The following is a 15,466-nucleotide window of genomic DNA, read 5'->3' on the forward strand; positions in this document are numbered from 1 at the left end:
TACTCAAAAGTTTGAGTGTGTAGTTATACGCATCTTCAAGTACCCACACTTCGATTTTCCCCGTCTTTTTAGCCGCACTTAATCAACGCACCAAACAGGAGCAATTTTGTGTTCACCCATCCTAATGCCCCTAAACTACTACCATTACTAATGATGTCGTTTTAATACTGCTAGTTACCGCTACTTAATGAACATATGATTTTTTTAATGTCTCTAGAATATCGGCAGAAATTATTCGAGGGATGATCTGTGAAGAAAATAACGTACATATGGCCATTGATACCTTTAACTTTATTTAGTGCCATTGTTAATGCCGAGGTGTTGTCTTTATCTTTTATTGATACAAACAATTCTTTAGTTGAGCTAGATAGTGCTAATGAGTTTTTCAACCCGACAACAGACATAACCTTCTCTGTATCTGGTGGCCTTGACCGCAAATTGTCCTTAAGGATTGAAGACAGCAGCGGAAACGCAATTAGCTCTACGGAAAGCAATGTCATAGGTGTAAATGACAGGATTACTGCGCTAGGACGTGACTATTACGGTAAAACCTTAACTTTGTCGGCGCCAAATGATGGAGCCTATTCGGTCGTTGCTGACATAAAGGATCTATCTGGTGAAATAATACAAACCAACACCTACCCTATCGTTATCGACACGACCGCGCCCACTCTCGGTTCTCCACAAGCAACCAGTTATGGTGGATTAGATGGCATAAACATGCCTGCAGACACTTGGTATACCGGCTATTACAGTACAAACAAATATTATGTATCCGATATTGCCGATGAAAACTCTGGCGTATCAGTAGTTAACGCGATAACCAGGATTGGCGAAAAGGTTTATAAAAAAGCCGCCGCAAGTTTTGACCCTCAAGCCATGCAAGCTTATATAGGCAATGGATCATCGTGGTTTCCTAGTGGTGACAACGCGGAGACTGTTTACAGCTTACAGTTTGAAGTGGTCGATAATGCCGGCAACATTGCATATTCGAAAGAACAAGACCTGTATTTTGATACCGTTGGAGGCAACGCGCAGCTTTTCGCAATCCATGACCCAGATTCTACAAATGTTATGGGTGGCCAAGCAGGTTACGAGCCCTATGTTGCGGCAATGACTGTCAAAGAGAACCCTATTTCTTTTATGTATCGGATACCAAGATCTAACTACGCCAACCTAGTTCGTGGTGGTATCACTCCTGTAGGGCACTCAGCAATCTACGATGATGTCGATGACCAGTATGTGTATGTTGTTTTCACGCGGCCTTATGGTTTTACAAACGGGAACTATGTGCGATTTCATGACCGCCGTTCTTGGTCTATTCAAGGTGTGAGTTACAATTTAAAGCTTGATGATTCCGCGCCTAAAGAGCCCGTTCGTAAAGGTAACCAGTATCAGTATTCCGATATAGGTTGGAGCAGTTGGGGCCGTGAAGTGTACACGGAGGAATTACCAGTTTCTGTCACGGCTGCAAAGATCATAGTTGAACCAAGAGACTATGACCAAGTATTTGAGCATATGGGGAAATGTACTGTGCCGGCTGGGGATACAGAGTGTGTTATCACCTACGACCCACCAAAGCTCTTAGATACAGGCACCTACGGCAACCTGCATAGTGGTTCTTCAATCAAAAACTTGGATGGTAGTTTGTATGGTCAACCCGGTTGGGCAAGTGTTCACTGGAACGATACTCACCACCCTGAAATCACTAGTACGGAATGGGATAAGAATACTAAGATCGTTACGGTCTATGCTTACCAACCAAACCGCGGCTATTACTTTGATAACACCCGGATCACTCAAGCCTATCTAGAATCGAATGGTCAGAAACTCTCTGTCAAACGTATATTATCTGAGGAAAATGGCACTAACTATAAGTACCAATTTGATTTGAGCACTTTACCCGAAGGCTCATACAACGTTGAAGCAGTAGTGATGGAGAAGCACCACAATTACGCTAGAAAAGACGTTGTATCCTTCACAAATGACACTACCCCACCAGCAGTTACGCTGCTTTATAACGGTGCCATTATTGGTGACATGATCCAAGGTATTAACGGCATCACCGTTAGCGCCATAGACAACACAGCCATGACTATTCTCGACGCGAGCTTATCAGGTGGACCAAGTGAGGATTTAGTTTATCTTGCGATTACTGACCTTGGCCAAGACACATGGAAACTCGAACAACCCCGTATTTTCCCTGCTTTGCAGGAACAACAAAGTTACACGCTGACAGTACGAGTTAAAGATGAATATAACAACATAGGCACTGGTACCGCGAGATTTCAATACACCCCTGAGAACTGGATAAAACTAGAGAATTTGAAGACATTAGCCATTAGCAAAAACCTGCTTAACAGACAGGGAGAGCCACTAGCTAGAGTCACATCATCAGAACTACGTACTGACTCTGGAAACTTAGCAACCGGTTTGCAGGATGCTCTTGTTACACTCCGTTCTGACGCTCCATTCGGCTTGATGGTTGAAGGTGTTGAGGTATCACCAGGTCAAACAAAAAGTATCCCATTAGACTTGGGTGATTTGGGAGGAAAACTCGATGTACCGATTTATCCATCATCAAATTCAGAAGGCATTGCATCATTTATGCTTGAGGTGCCTGAGCTAACAAGTAAATACGATTAAGTCCGAGGAAATACCTGCATGAATGATACGTTCAGAAAAACTAGAAACGCTTGGTTAGCACTAGGGACATTTCTTACACTCCCTGTATATTTTGGAAGTGGTGAGCTACTACAGGACAGCCTGCCAGTACTTAAACTATTCTTCTTTTGGATAGCTTTCCTCGCAACAATATCGCCGCTTTTCATAGCTATATATTTCGCAATTATCTTTTATAAACGCATGATTTCAAAGCGTGAAGGTAAAGTGCAATCTACATCGGATGATGATAAAAACTCTAAGTTGAATGTTGCCAAAAATACTATAAACAAAATCAGCACAAACAACCTGACCAAACATTCAATAGTAATTTATGGCATCTTCGCGGCTTCCTTTATCCTACAAAAAGACTTGTCCATAATTGAACTCATTGGGCACCAATCGTTACTGATGGCCGCTACTGCCGTGATTGTTGGGGTGCTTATTTCAACGGTTCTTTGGGTTAACAAGTCGTTTCTAACCAACTTGGTGATATTTAACAAAGAAAAGGGGTTTAGACGATACTGCCCAAACAAGACAGCTATTGCACTCATTTGTACCGCTGTGTTTGTATTAAACTCAGACAAGTTGATAGAGAGCTATATTTCGCACCAGAACACTTACAATTTAAGTGGCCAACTTTTACATGTTGATGTCGATCGTGGTCAGGGAAAAAATGTTATTACGGTTAAAAGAGACACTGGTAACGTTGAGCTATTAGTCGACCCTTCTGAGTACGAGCAAGCAAAAGCGCTTAATGAAATGGTTGGAGAGAATTTAAATTTTAACGTGTATAACCACACATTCATTATACCAAACATCGGCAAAACTCACTTTGTATCACTCAGTGACAACAAGCCCAATGAATAGTGCGAAATTTGATAGTGATTAGAAATAGTAAGGGACTCCATTGAGAGTCCCTTAGTGAATGGAGAATACAAGTAACGTCGTCAGCTATATCAACAGATGTTAATGCATTTCAAATTCGTACTCACCATTGCTGTTCACTGTAAATAAATAAGATTCTATACGTTCATCGAGAACGCTGAGGCTATTACTACAATCACGAATACGATTACCCATTTCGGGCGTAACCAATAAAGTTTTTTTAGCTCCGTTTACGAGCAAATACGCATTGCTTACCATCATTCCACAAACTGATTTGCCTTCAACAGTAAGTAGACTCCAATCAAAATTACATTCTGCGATTAGTTCATTTGCTACTTCGTTCAAGGTAGCTGCTAACATTTGAACTTTTATTTGTACTTGTTCTGACATCAGTGTAACGCCCGGCCACCAGCTGGAGCATGTTGAGCATTCTTGATGTGGTTTACACACAAACAAGTCAATACCGCTACAGTGCCTTCCACCGGATTTTCGTCCTTCGTGCCAGCATCCAACAGGACATCAAGGAACGCCCCTTTCAACATTGGGTTGTTTGAATGATCAGATTCTTTATGTGCATACATGCTGGAAATAGTGCCGGCATTCTGCAGACGGATATAGTCAATGATATGCTGAACTTCGGCCATCCATTGTTTAAGTAGCGGGTCTTCTCGCTCAATTCTGCAAGAGTCTTCCGCACTGTGGCCAAAAGACGCGTTACCATCAAACGTAAACTTCACAAAAGCTGAGAACAATTCATTGCCAAGTTCCGGTCCAATATTATTTTCATTAAAAAAGATCTGCATCCGTCGTAAAGATGCTGCAGTACGCTCGGCTAGTTCTATATCGTCTTCATTCAATGTCGTCTGATAGGTCATTACATCCCTTTATCTTATTAGCTAGTTGTTTGCTTGTACGGCTATCCAGATGCGCTTTTCTCGGGCAATGTCTGTGTATTTCTCGTACAAGGCTTATTAATATGTCGTTTAGTGTGCTTAAAAAGAAAATATCCTCAAGCGAATTTTGATAAGATACCACGACTTCAAAACTGAACGTTTAAAATGGAATCAATCGGACCTTACTGAATGCCTAATACAGTCACATCGTTTTTTATCGATACACTAACAACGCTACTATCGACTTCCGGGTTATTCCTCGCGTTCGTTGTGACCCTATACTTACTTCAAAGGCTGACTTGCGGCTTAGCTGCACGACAATTTGGAGGGAAAAGTATATACCTTAGCGCGATCGTAGGTACCCCTGTACATGAAATATCGCACGCTCTTATCTGCCTCCCATTTTTCCATAAGATAAACGAGGTGGCGCTATTCAAGCCTGATGGCACTGGAACATTAGGCTACGTGACTCACTCATACAACCCCGCGAACCTCTGGCAGCAGATCGGCAACTTTTTTATTGGTGTAGCTCCCCTGTTCGGTGGTACTGCGGCGATCTACATATTAACCTATTCGTTTCTGCCATACGGTGAAAACGTTATTGATGTCATTGACTCGTTAAGCGCCCCGTTCAGCCACACATCAGGATTTACCACATTTGTAACGGCCCTTTTTGACGCAGTGCTAAAGCTGAGCTCGGTTCTTTGGGTGATTGCTCAAGACAGTCCGGGCAAATTTGCCATTTGGATGTATTTAACCGCGGCCATCGCTTTGCATATGTCACCTTCCCCGGCAGACCTGCGCGGATCTGTTAAAGGGGCATTACTATTACTGCTCGTACTCGGTTGCGTTCGTTTAATTTCCGACCAGGCATGGGAATCTTTACTCGACCACCTAGCTTCGGGTCTTCTCTCGTTATCGATTACGTATTCTATTTGTATTTTACTGGCAGGCAGTTTGGCATTTTTCGTATTTGCATTTTCTTTGGTAAGCAAGAAATAAGTTATGACTCAAACACAGCAATACCAAGCACTAATCAACTGCCCGTCATGTAACAGCAAGGCAGATTTGGTCGGCCAAGTTATGGGTAGGGATAAAAAAGGTAGAGGAAAATACTCTTGTCTTTGCATGGCATGCGATGGATTTATCCAGTTGCCATCAGCATGCCCGAAGTGTAGCAGCAAGGAAGCCACTATTAACACTTCGGGTGCTCAGTATCGAATGTATTGCAGTTGCTGCAAAGAGGCATCGATATTGTTCTACGATAGCAGGATCGTGCGACCAGAGTTCTTAAAGTGTATATTTTAAGGGTAACTTCTCACGGTTTGATATTGTTGAGATTGAAATCATCCAGATCCAACATATCAAGAATTTCGATAATTGAAATATCTTCTCCCTGATCATACCGACGCTTATAGTCGAGATAAAAAATATCTCGAGGTGGACACTTTGAGTACAACTGTTCTTTTTCTTTCTTGCTTAACGCGTGTATAAACACGTAGTAATCTACCGCTTCAAGATAAGCCTTTAAAAAAGGTTTTTGTTCGGATATTCGAAAAAACTTCCACTTGTATCCTGTAGTTCCGCCTGAGACTGCAAAACCAGGTCTAAAGTAGCCCCCATACCCACTATTAAATTTGCCTATTGCAGCTGTGAAACCCGTAGCTATCTTCTTTGATCGGAAATTTGATTCTTTGCCCTTTCCGTAACCCATTTCCTTTGCAGTAAAAACGTGTTGAGTGTTTGGAACCCATATTGGAGAGCGCTCATTATCTTCTACAAAGTATTCAGGTATGTTGGTGCCAAACAGTAACCGAGCTGAACGGCGCCATAACTCTGCGTCAAATTCGACATCAATATATGGTGTCCCGTGCTTTGCTTCCTGCTCAATCCACTGCAAAAACATTTCTTCACGACGGCCATTGTAAACCGCTGCAATTGCGTTATGAGAAGCAATCCATTTAGTCGTAAATTCCACGGCAGCATCATGGTCATTGTATGACTTCGGGCTATATGTGCTTGTTTCAAGGGTTCGTGAATGAACCTGCCAGCGATGAAATGGGTTACCAGATTTGGTTTCTATACCAACATTGGGCGCTAGACAGTCCAAGGTATAGAATTTCTTGAACAGTCTGGCTGGGCGGTAATTGTTATCCAGATAGTAGTCATTACGTTTTGATATAGCTTCACTGATGTTCGCTGCGTATGGTTGGAACTCTTCTCCATTAGCTTTGAATTTCAGTTGAAACCCCTCACCTTTGGGAAGTTTTGTAATGTTTCGAAATTCTGCGGTTGACTGCATTCGTGTTTACCTAAGTCTTACTGTGTATGGTCTACAGAGGCTTTAATGGAAAGCTTTCTCTGGTAGATCAATTTCTTCGCCAAGCACACTACATACGTAAGCGCGCATAGCAGCAATTAATAACGTATTTCCGTTTTGTGTACATTCACCGCCCTTCACATACGCCGAGCAGGTTGTTGAGCCATCACTTGGAGAAATGAGGCTAATGTTTTGTGCATCAGCGATTGGACCGCCCAACTGCCAGTTAGTGGAAGGACTGTAGCCACGACCGATTTTTGTAATATAACCTTTAGGGTCATCATCCCATACCCAAAACCCAGCCTCTGAGCCAGAACCAAAGCCCATAGGGTCATACTTAATTGGAAGGTTTTGGCATTTCGCTACCGCCCAATCAAGAACAGCACCTTCTAAAGTTGAAACGTTAACGCGAGACATGAATCTTCCTTACTACGACTGGATAGCGACCATCACTATCACTTCAATGTAATTTAGGTTAATTCAAGCCTCCGATCGCGCAACAGCGTTATCGCCCTCTCTATCCAGGTTCAGATTCTTTTTTCGGAGTTTATAATCTTTGACACTAACGTCCAACGTTAAGTAGTTGACGAACAAGCCTCAAAATCAACTTACACCCGGCAGTTAAAATCAGCATAGTCAAGATAGAGAAAACGAATCTCTCATTAAAGCTTAAGGCGTTTACCCAATGAATAAATTGCAACGCTCCCAAATGAAGGATTTCATCTGTCTGCTTACCTTCGTACAATAGAAAAAAACCATTCTTTCGCGTCAGTCAACAACCTTAGTTTTCTCCTTGTCACGCAACTGCAGTATGAATGCAACCCAAGGAAGCCCTACCATGATAGCCAGTACATACGCAGGCACATAATTGAAGAAAAATGGCATTGATACCGCAAGGCCAAATGAAATACTTGCTAGAAAACTTACTATCTTTTTCATCAATTACCCATTTCAATTCAAAAAAGTTTGAAGTCGGTTACCACCGTCTTTTTTATCTAGTTCTTGCATCATTGAAATAATAGATCTGCCGCGACCAGACTGAGAAGCAACCCCGACGACATATTGATGGATTATATTCTTCCCAGTCCCGGGCTTTACTGGGAAAGTGAAAGGAGTACCAGCTATTGCCATTGAATAACGGACTAGAACTCTACCGAATTTCTTAGCGTTTACCTTTCTTTTATGTGCAACTCTATAACTCATTCAATCTCTACTTTTCATTTTCTGTTAGACAGGCATGCACCCGTGTTTTGAAATCTTCTTGGCACATCAATACTGCCTGCTCACAAGTCACACCGAGCTTCCTAGATAGGACTCTGCAAGCATTACCAAACTGAAACTCTGCACACCAAGAACCGGACTGCCCCATGAAAACCTCATACTGTCCAAATGGGGTTTGAGCCAAAGCGCCCTGCTTATCATCGCTAAACAGGAACTCTAATTCTCTAACGCTCTCTGTAGTTGCCATACCTTAAGTTGCTGCCTTATTGGTGATTATGCGTTCCGATTAATGGTGTCATTTTATCATCTGAATAGATTTTAAAAACTTCTAATTTTGAAAATGTAGTAGTAGAGCTCTACTACTTGCGGGAATGATGATCGATGTTTTTATAGAAAGGTAACTTTCAGACAAGCAACATATTAAGGGCAACAGATCATGTCAGACGTTCAAACTATCACTTATGAATCTGGTCAAATGGGCCTATTCTTCGGTACCAACCAAGAATTGCAGACATTTACCGAAAAGCACAACAATACAAAAAAACGTGATCTTATAATGGCGGCTGCCCGTGATTTCCTTATATCAAACGCTCTGAATGTAGCATCGACAGACGCGCAGCGATTTAAAGCTAATGTAACGGCTATACGTGTCCTTAAAGCTCTCCGTGGTCGTAACAGCAGTGCTACTCGCTTAGAGCAAGAGAAGCTAGCCAAATACGTTGGTTGGGGCGCTCTGAGTTCTATCTTTGACGAGAAGAACACAAAGACCGAATCAAAGCGCCAGCAACTAAAAGACATGCTCACCGAAAGTGAGTACTACAGTGCGCGCACATCTACCCTATCGGCATTTTACACGCCCCTATATTTGACGCGTGGCATCTACACGATGTTAGCTAATGCCGGCTTTAATGCTGGTGGCCGAATTTGCGATCCTGCAGCTGGTATGGGTGGCCTTATAGCTCCTATGTCTGCCGATATGTTTGAAAACTCCAAAGTTACGCTGTGTGAGCTTGATAGCGTGACTGCAGAGGCACTAGAACACCTTTACCCGAATGCAACCGTATATGGTAATAAGGGTTTTGAAGAACTGAACATCAAAGCTAATCAAGATCTAGTAATCCAGAACCCACCTTTTGGCAGTGCAAAAGTGATTGATAAGCTGGATTCGCAGCTTAACGGTATGACTCTGCACAACTATTTTATGGCTAAAGGTGCAAAAATCTTACGCATGGGTGGCCTTATGGTCGCTATCGTGTCTACCTCGTTCCTTGACTCCAAGAGCACTAAGGCTCGAGAAATCGTCGCTAACCTTGCCGAGCTGCGCGGTGCTATACGACTACCTAAAAGTGTGTTTCAAGAGCACAGCGGCGCTAACGCTTCGGTTGACGTCCTATTACTGCAACGTTCTAACACTGCAACTGCGGCGACGGCTGATTGGGTTCATGCTTTCGAACAAACTTTACCTACAGGCGAATCGTACTACCTAAACAACCACTACGTTGCAAATCCAGATGCAATTCTCGGTGTCATGGAAGTACAGCCAGGCATTCAAGGTAAACAGATCCAATGCATGTCAGATTCAAAAGACATCGTAGCTGATGTTCAGAGAGCTTTTGCCGCTCATTTCCCGAAAGATATTTACTTTGAATCGACTCAGACCTCAGAAAGTGATGATGACGAATTCTTAGCGCCTATGGCTGGCCTAGTCTCAGACAATGCCTATATCGACTTTGGCGGCTTTGCGCTAACCGAAGATGACAAAGTAGCGATTCGAAAGCAGGACGACGAACACGGAAACATGACGTTTGACGTATGTCAGGAGATCACAGGCAAACGCGCTGCCCGTATCGCTTCTATGATTGCAGTTAAACAGTCTATGGCTCAGTTACTTGAGCTAGAGCGCACAGATGGTCACGAACTGGCTATTGAAACAGCCCGTCAAGAACTGAACGACCGTTACGATGCCTTTGTTCGTCAACACGGCTTCATTCAGGAAAGCGCCAACCGCCGCGCTTTCGGTAAAGACCCTTTCTATGCAAATCTGGCTAGCCTTGAGTCTAATTTCAATCGCGGTGTTACTCGTGAGCAAGCTAAACGCCTAAACGTACCAGCAGAAAAACCTCACGCCGACAAAGCAGAGATTTTTAGCCGTCGTATCATCAAGCCGTGGGTTGCGCCTACTTCTGCAGACAACAGCACTGACGCATTGTGGGTGTGTTGGAATGACAGCCACACTATTGATATTCCGCGTATTGCTGCGCTTTGCGGTCAATCAATCGAGCAGACTAAACGTGAACTCGTAGGTAACCTAATCTTTCTAGACCCGAAAAACGGCCAATATGAATTTGCAGAAACCTACCTATCAGGCGATGTAAAGAGCAAGTTTGAGGTTGTCAGTGCTTTAGTAAACGGTAACTCTTCGTTACTGCCTAACTACGAGGCTCTAAAAGCTATACAGCCTGCAGACGTCCCAGCTGTAGACATTAATGTCGAACTTAACGCGGGTTGGCTACCTATTAGCGTAGTGAAAGACTTCATTAGCCAACTGTTGAGCTGTAGTGTCGATGCTGAACACGTTTTAGGTCAATGGTTCGTTAAAGCCACAGGTGTGCCGAGTGTTATCAATACTCAACAATTCGGCATCGATGGCTACCCAGCGACAAAAATCATTTCTCGTATGATGGCAGGCCGTGACCTAATTGTACGTCGTACTAACACACACGGTACGTTCATTGACCGAGAAGCGACCGTTCAAGTTGAGTCAATAGCTACAGAAATCACAACTCGATTCGAGGATTGGATTTGGTCATGTGACAAACGCCGCGCTGAACTTGAAAGCTTATATAACGAGAAATTTAACCGCTATGTGAAACCTAAATACAGCGGTGAAATGCTTGTATTCCCGAACATGAATAGCAGTATTTCTTTACGTGCACACCAGAAAACATGTGTACGCCGCGCACTGGCGCAAGGTTCTTTTCTCATGGATATGTCGGTAGGTTCAGGCAAAACTTACGCGCTAGCTGCTATTTGTAACACGTGGCACCGCTTAGGCCTTAAAGAGCGTACAGCTGTTGTATTACCTAACCATTTGGTTGAAGCAATCGCTGTAGAATGGCTGACTTTATACCCTACTGAAAAGCTACTGGTACTATCACCGGAAGATATGAGCGCACAAAAGCGCCGCGAGACACTTAACCGAATCAAGACAGGTGCAAAGATTGTACTGATCCCTGAGTCGACCTTTAAAGCTATTGCATTACCGAAAGAAGCCGAATCTCAGATCATCCATGATGAAATTTGGGAGACTCGCCGCGCTATCGAAGTTCTAAGCGCTCGTTTCTCTGTTAAGAAGCTTGAAACCAAACTGAAAAACCTTGAATTCAAACTGGAATCACTGACCAACCGTGAAGCGAAAGACGAGTATTTAGACTTCGCTGAACTGGGTTTTGATTCAATTCTTGCGGATGAAGCGCACAGCTATAAAAATTTATCATTCTCGACGGTTGCACTGTCAAATGTTCGCGGCATTGGTAACCCTGACGGTAGCCAGCGCGCTTGGGATATGTTTTGTAAAATCCGTCACTTAAACGAAAATAACGACCATGCAGGCGTTGTATTTAGTACTGGTACACCGATCTCAAATAGCATTATCGAGCTTTGGAGCATTCAGAAATACCTTGCCTACGACGAGCTGAAACAAGCTAATTTACACTGGTTGGATTCATGGGCTGACTTGTACACAACCACCAGCAGCGAATTTGAGATCGACGCGACAGGTATCAACTTCAAACCAGTGTCACGCCTACGCTCATTCAATAACTTGCCAGAGCTGCAGGCTATTTATGGCTGTATTGCGGAAACCGTTACTAAGAAACAGCTTAACGACTACCTACCTAAATTAGCTGGTGGCTATAACATGATACCGCCAGTAGTCGGAGGAAAGCCGCAGACAATTTTTGTAGACCCATCAGATCAACAAAAAGAATTCATCGATTCATTAGTAGAAAGAGCTAAGGATTTCAAAAGCTCTCCAATCGATAACGACAATATGTTGCTGTTGATGTATCACGCACGATGCGCGTCACTGGATTTGCGAGTACTTGACCCGAGCAAAGCCGAAAATGAGAACTCAAAAGCAACAGCATGTGCAAACAAAGTCGCGGAGATTTACCGTCAATATGACGCGGTAAAAGGCACACAACTAATTTTTTGTGACCTGTCGACTCCGAATAAAGGTAAAGAGAAGTTACGCGCCAAAATTCGCCAGCTAATGAAAGATGCGAACACTGGCGACGAAGCAGCACAGAGAGAATTAGAAACAATCGGTCATGACCAAATCATGGCGGCTGAATCTAGCTATTCAGTCTATGACGATATTAAGCAACAGCTAATTGCGCTTGGCATCCCTGAACATGAGATCGCTTTTGCTCAGGAGTACAAAACACCAAAGGCTAAGGCAGAGCTTTACTTGCAGATCAATAACGGTGTAAAACGCGTTGTGCTAGCATCCACTCAGTTAATGGGAACTGGTTGTAATATCAACAACTTAGGTGTAGCGGTGCACCATTTAGATCCATGCTACAAACCGTCTGACATGGAGCAACGCACAGGTCGATTAGAGCGCCAAGGCAACCACCTGTATGAAGCCGACCCAGCTAATTTTGAAGGTGTTAATGTAATTTATTACGCGACCCGTAACAGCCTTGATAGCTTCCTATATCAAACGCTGGAAACAAAGGCGAACTGGATTGAAGCATTCCGCGCTGGTGAAACTAACCTACGTACAATGAACGCCCTATCAGCAGACAGCATCACGTTTGCTGAGATTAAAGCGGAGATCTCAGGTAACCCGCTAGTGCTTGAACATCTTCAATTGTCCAAAGAAATCACTAAACTGACGGTGCAACACAAACGCCACCAGCAACAGCAGCACCAATACGAGGACGGTATTAAACGTTACCTAAGCCGTGAGAAGACGCAAGCACAATTGATTCAAGACATTAAAAACGATATGGCAAAGTATGAAGCAAACGCATTGCCAAAAGGTGAGTTTGAGGCCGTAGTGTCAGGCTATGACGTTAATAAATTCGCTACAGCTGCGGAGCTGTTAGAAGCTGAGTTACAACACTGGTCTAAAGCTAATAAAACCAGTTACAAACCTGTTATGTACTATTGCGGCTTTGCGGTTAGGTTTGGCGTGAATTACGGTAGCCACGCCGTTTATATCGAGGGTGATAACGAGTATTCCGTTATCCTATCCGGTGGCGCTAAAACAAGTGGAACATCGATCCTTTATTCAGTGATTAATCAGCTTAAAGGCTTAGACAAAACGCTTAAAAACCAAGAAAGCTACTTAGAAGAAATCCGCGTTAACCTGAAAACGGCACAGTCTCAGATTGGGCGCGAGTTTGACGGTCTACAGAACCTGATTGACGCTAAGAAACGATTAGCCGAGGTTAAGCATGAACTTATGACACAAAATGAGGAAACTCTAGCCGCTGCTTAAAATTATGGCGTAGTAACAAATTTTTGTTATTACGCCTTTTCTCTACCTGTAATGGTATTGCGCGATTACTACTCTCGCTTAAGGTTGAAGAATCTTAGTTAGAGGCGTAACACAAATGACGAATTCAAAAGCACAAACACCTGACCTTATAGCTCCAATTACTTATGCCAATGAGTATGGCGAGCTTGTTCTAACCCCAGTCACTGAGTACATGCCAGTTTCAGGTATTTCAGTGGATAAACTGCCGGTTATTGAGCAACACATGTTTTCTATTGAGGATGCAGAGGTAATCGGTCTGATCACTGAAAACCGTAAAGTGCAGTTGTCTACCCCTTATATTCTTCAAAAGGGTCACCCACGTAAAACGGATGCGTACATCATCCATCACCAATCACCAAGCGTTGCTTGTGTGTGTAAGGCCGAAATCAAGACCTCTATCATCGAGAGTGGCTTAAGCGCACAAGGGGAACTCGACCGCATCTATCAAGGGTCATCACAAAAGCTTGTCGCTCAGTACGGCATTTGAGGTACCGATAATGGAATGTAGTCACGTAGTTGCCTCTGTGGGCGGTAAGTTCATAGTACTTGGCGATGTTGCGACACAGTACCGTGAGTGGACAGCCCAGGTTGAAGATTTCAACGAGAAGAACAGAACCCACGTTGTAACACCACCGCCAGAATTCAAGTTTGCCAAATACTGTATGAATTGCGGCGAGAAGATTAACCAAGACGCGGTAAAAACTGCATTGCGAGGTGGCGATGAAAGCCGATAGCCCAACTGTCCCAATGCCAGATTACGGAGACGCTAAAGCGTTTATAAACCGATTGAAAGTCGCCACTGGTGAAAAAAGAGATGGTGAGTTAGCAATAATCTTAGGTAAACCGAAATCTACAATCGCCACGTGGAAGCAGAAAAACAGAATTAACCATGAGGCAATGATCCTTGTTCACCTATTAACTGGTGCATCTATCCAATATCTTGCGTTTGGTATAGGCGAACCATTCCCTAACGGGAAGCAAGCTGCCAACCTTCCTGTAAGTAATGAACAGCCAGAAAGCAATGTTGTTCACATGATTCAAAATGGCGAATTATCTGTCTGTAGAACAATGATATTAGGTAAAGGAACATTAGATTTCTTCGGGCTAAACCGTGAACATCTCACTATCGTTGACCATGATGATGAAACCCTGTTTATCGACCGTCAAGAGTCATTACCAAGTTCAGGGCGATACCTTGTAGCTATAGATGGTGCGTTCGGTATTTACGAGCTTCAACGATTACCGAACAAAAAAGTTGAAGTCCAATTTTCAACAAGTAACCGCGATTTGAACTTAGCTGATCTGTTGATTGCCGGCAAAGTCAAAATGGCAATGAACAAACGATAATTATTAGAAGGATTCACCACATGAATGCACAAGAAATTCTGGCAAACGCGCCCGACAACGCAGTCTATTGGTCACCAGTTGTAGGACAGTACTTTGACCGCCAGTTCATCATTTCAGGTCGACAATTTGAAGGCAGTTTGATCCAGGTTGGTCAAGAATATCGTGACGAATTGGTGGCATTAAGTTCACTGACAGACGACATGTTACCAGAGGATGACACCGCATCCGTTGAAGTTAGCTTAAATGAAGATCGTCAGGGTCTGGTACAAGTAGAAATCAATAACGTCAATTTTGGGGTATTTGCGACACTCGATGGTGATGAATATACTTGGTTCCCCAAACGTACCGAGCAATTGTCAGGAGACATGATCGTTGCTATTGGCAAAGCTCTGACCAAGTGGAACATGACCGAATCACAATAATGGTATGAGCACAAAACCTTCATTCAACCAGATAGGCTATAACTTGCAAATTGTAGAATTTCGGATGGTCTATACAATGCTCACTCTATTGGTTAGACGCAACACACGAATATCTAACTCATTATCTATTTGGAGTGGTTTCTGGTATTTAAGTCTTGATATTTTT

14 protein-coding genes are annotated in these 15,466 nt (G+C 43.2%); 8 read left to right on the top strand and 6 right to left on the bottom strand.

All coding sequences use genetic code 11. The features are described from left to right. Positions 1-318 precede the first annotated feature (318 nt). The gene (locus tag AACR11_RS14555; RefSeq protein ID WP_223295710.1) at positions 319-2,646 is read left to right on the top strand and encodes an Ig-like domain-containing protein; all 2,328 of its coding nucleotides are present in this window, start codon (positions 319-321) and stop codon (positions 2,644-2,646) included. Positions 2,647-2,664: 18 nt separating this feature from the next. Continuing rightward, positions 2,665-3,531 (top strand): hypothetical protein, encoded by an 867-nt coding sequence (locus tag AACR11_RS14560; RefSeq protein WP_053409863.1) that lies wholly within the window; start codon positions 2,665-2,667, stop codon positions 3,529-3,531. Between the two features lie 99 nt (positions 3,532-3,630). Here AACR11_RS14560 and AACR11_RS14565 read toward each other — a convergent pair whose 3' ends face one another. Both AACR11_RS14565 and AACR11_RS14570 read right to left on the bottom strand, forming a co-directional pair. Further along, positions 3,631-3,939, bottom strand: coding sequence for a hypothetical protein (locus AACR11_RS14565; RefSeq protein WP_053409862.1), 309 nt, complete (start codon positions 3,937-3,939; stop codon positions 3,631-3,633). Beyond that, a complete protein-coding gene (locus tag AACR11_RS14570) occupies positions 3,939-4,424 on the bottom strand; it encodes a hypothetical protein (RefSeq protein ID WP_053409861.1) in 486 nt (161 codons plus the stop codon). The genes AACR11_RS14565 and AACR11_RS14570 overlap by 1 nt, the downstream gene beginning before the upstream one ends. A gap of 441 nt (positions 4,425-4,865) precedes the next feature. Here AACR11_RS14570 and AACR11_RS14575 point away from each other — a divergent pair, with 441 nt between their 5' ends. Further along, positions 4,866-5,444, top strand: a complete 579-nt coding sequence (locus AACR11_RS14575) for a hypothetical protein (protein ID WP_053409860.1) — start codon at positions 4,866-4,868, stop codon at positions 5,442-5,444. Between the two features lie 316 nt (positions 5,445-5,760). On the opposite strand, the gene AACR11_RS14580 is transcribed toward AACR11_RS14575, so the two are convergent. The 4 genes from AACR11_RS14580 to AACR11_RS14595 all read right to left on the bottom strand — a co-directional run bounded on the left by AACR11_RS14580 (position 5,761) and on the right by AACR11_RS14595 (position 8,230). Further along, positions 5,761-6,744: a hypothetical protein gene (locus tag AACR11_RS14580; protein WP_053409859.1), complete on the bottom strand. Its 984-nt coding sequence runs from the start codon at positions 6,742-6,744 to the stop codon at positions 5,761-5,763. Between the two features lie 42 nt (positions 6,745-6,786). Continuing rightward, entirely contained in the window at positions 6,787-7,179 is a 393-nt protein-coding gene (locus AACR11_RS14585; protein ID WP_053409858.1) for a phage protein NinX family protein, read from the bottom strand. 351 nt (positions 7,180-7,530) lie between these two features. After that, the gene (locus AACR11_RS14590) at positions 7,531-7,701 is read right to left on the bottom strand and encodes a hypothetical protein (RefSeq protein ID WP_157052368.1); all 171 of its coding nucleotides are present in this window, start codon (positions 7,699-7,701) and stop codon (positions 7,531-7,533) included. A gap of 271 nt (positions 7,702-7,972) precedes the next feature. After that, positions 7,973-8,230: a hypothetical protein gene (locus tag AACR11_RS14595; protein ID WP_053409855.1), complete on the bottom strand. Its 258-nt coding sequence runs from the start codon at positions 8,228-8,230 to the stop codon at positions 7,973-7,975. 189 nt (positions 8,231-8,419) lie between these two features. On the opposite strand from AACR11_RS14595, the gene AACR11_RS14600 reads away from it, so the two are divergent. From AACR11_RS14600 to AACR11_RS14620, 5 genes are all read left to right on the top strand, one after another. Next, entirely contained in the window at positions 8,420-13,492 is a 5,073-nt protein-coding gene (locus AACR11_RS14600; RefSeq protein WP_053409854.1) for a DEAD/DEAH box helicase family protein, read from the top strand. Between the two features lie 115 nt (positions 13,493-13,607). Beyond that, entirely contained in the window at positions 13,608-14,018 is a 411-nt protein-coding gene (locus tag AACR11_RS14605; RefSeq protein ID WP_053409853.1) for a hypothetical protein, read from the top strand. 10 nt (positions 14,019-14,028) lie between these two features. Further along, on the top strand, positions 14,029-14,265 hold the full coding sequence (locus AACR11_RS14610; protein WP_053409852.1) for a hypothetical protein: 237 nt from the start codon (positions 14,029-14,031) through the stop codon (positions 14,263-14,265). Beyond that, positions 14,252-14,878 (top strand): phage repressor protein CI, encoded by a 627-nt coding sequence (locus tag AACR11_RS14615; RefSeq protein ID WP_053409851.1) that lies wholly within the window; start codon positions 14,252-14,254, stop codon positions 14,876-14,878. Before AACR11_RS14610 ends, AACR11_RS14615 begins: the two co-directional genes overlap by 14 nt. 20 nt (positions 14,879-14,898) lie before the next feature. Beyond that, entirely contained in the window at positions 14,899-15,300 is a 402-nt protein-coding gene (locus AACR11_RS14620) for a hypothetical protein (RefSeq protein WP_053409850.1), read from the top strand. Positions 15,301-15,466: the final 166 nt, after the last annotated feature.

Origin of the sequence: Vibrio sp. L85 (genome assembly GCF_963871815.1) — a bacterium.
GTDB classification, from domain to species: domain Bacteria; phylum Pseudomonadota; class Gammaproteobacteria; order Enterobacterales; family Vibrionaceae; genus Vibrio; species Vibrio harveyi.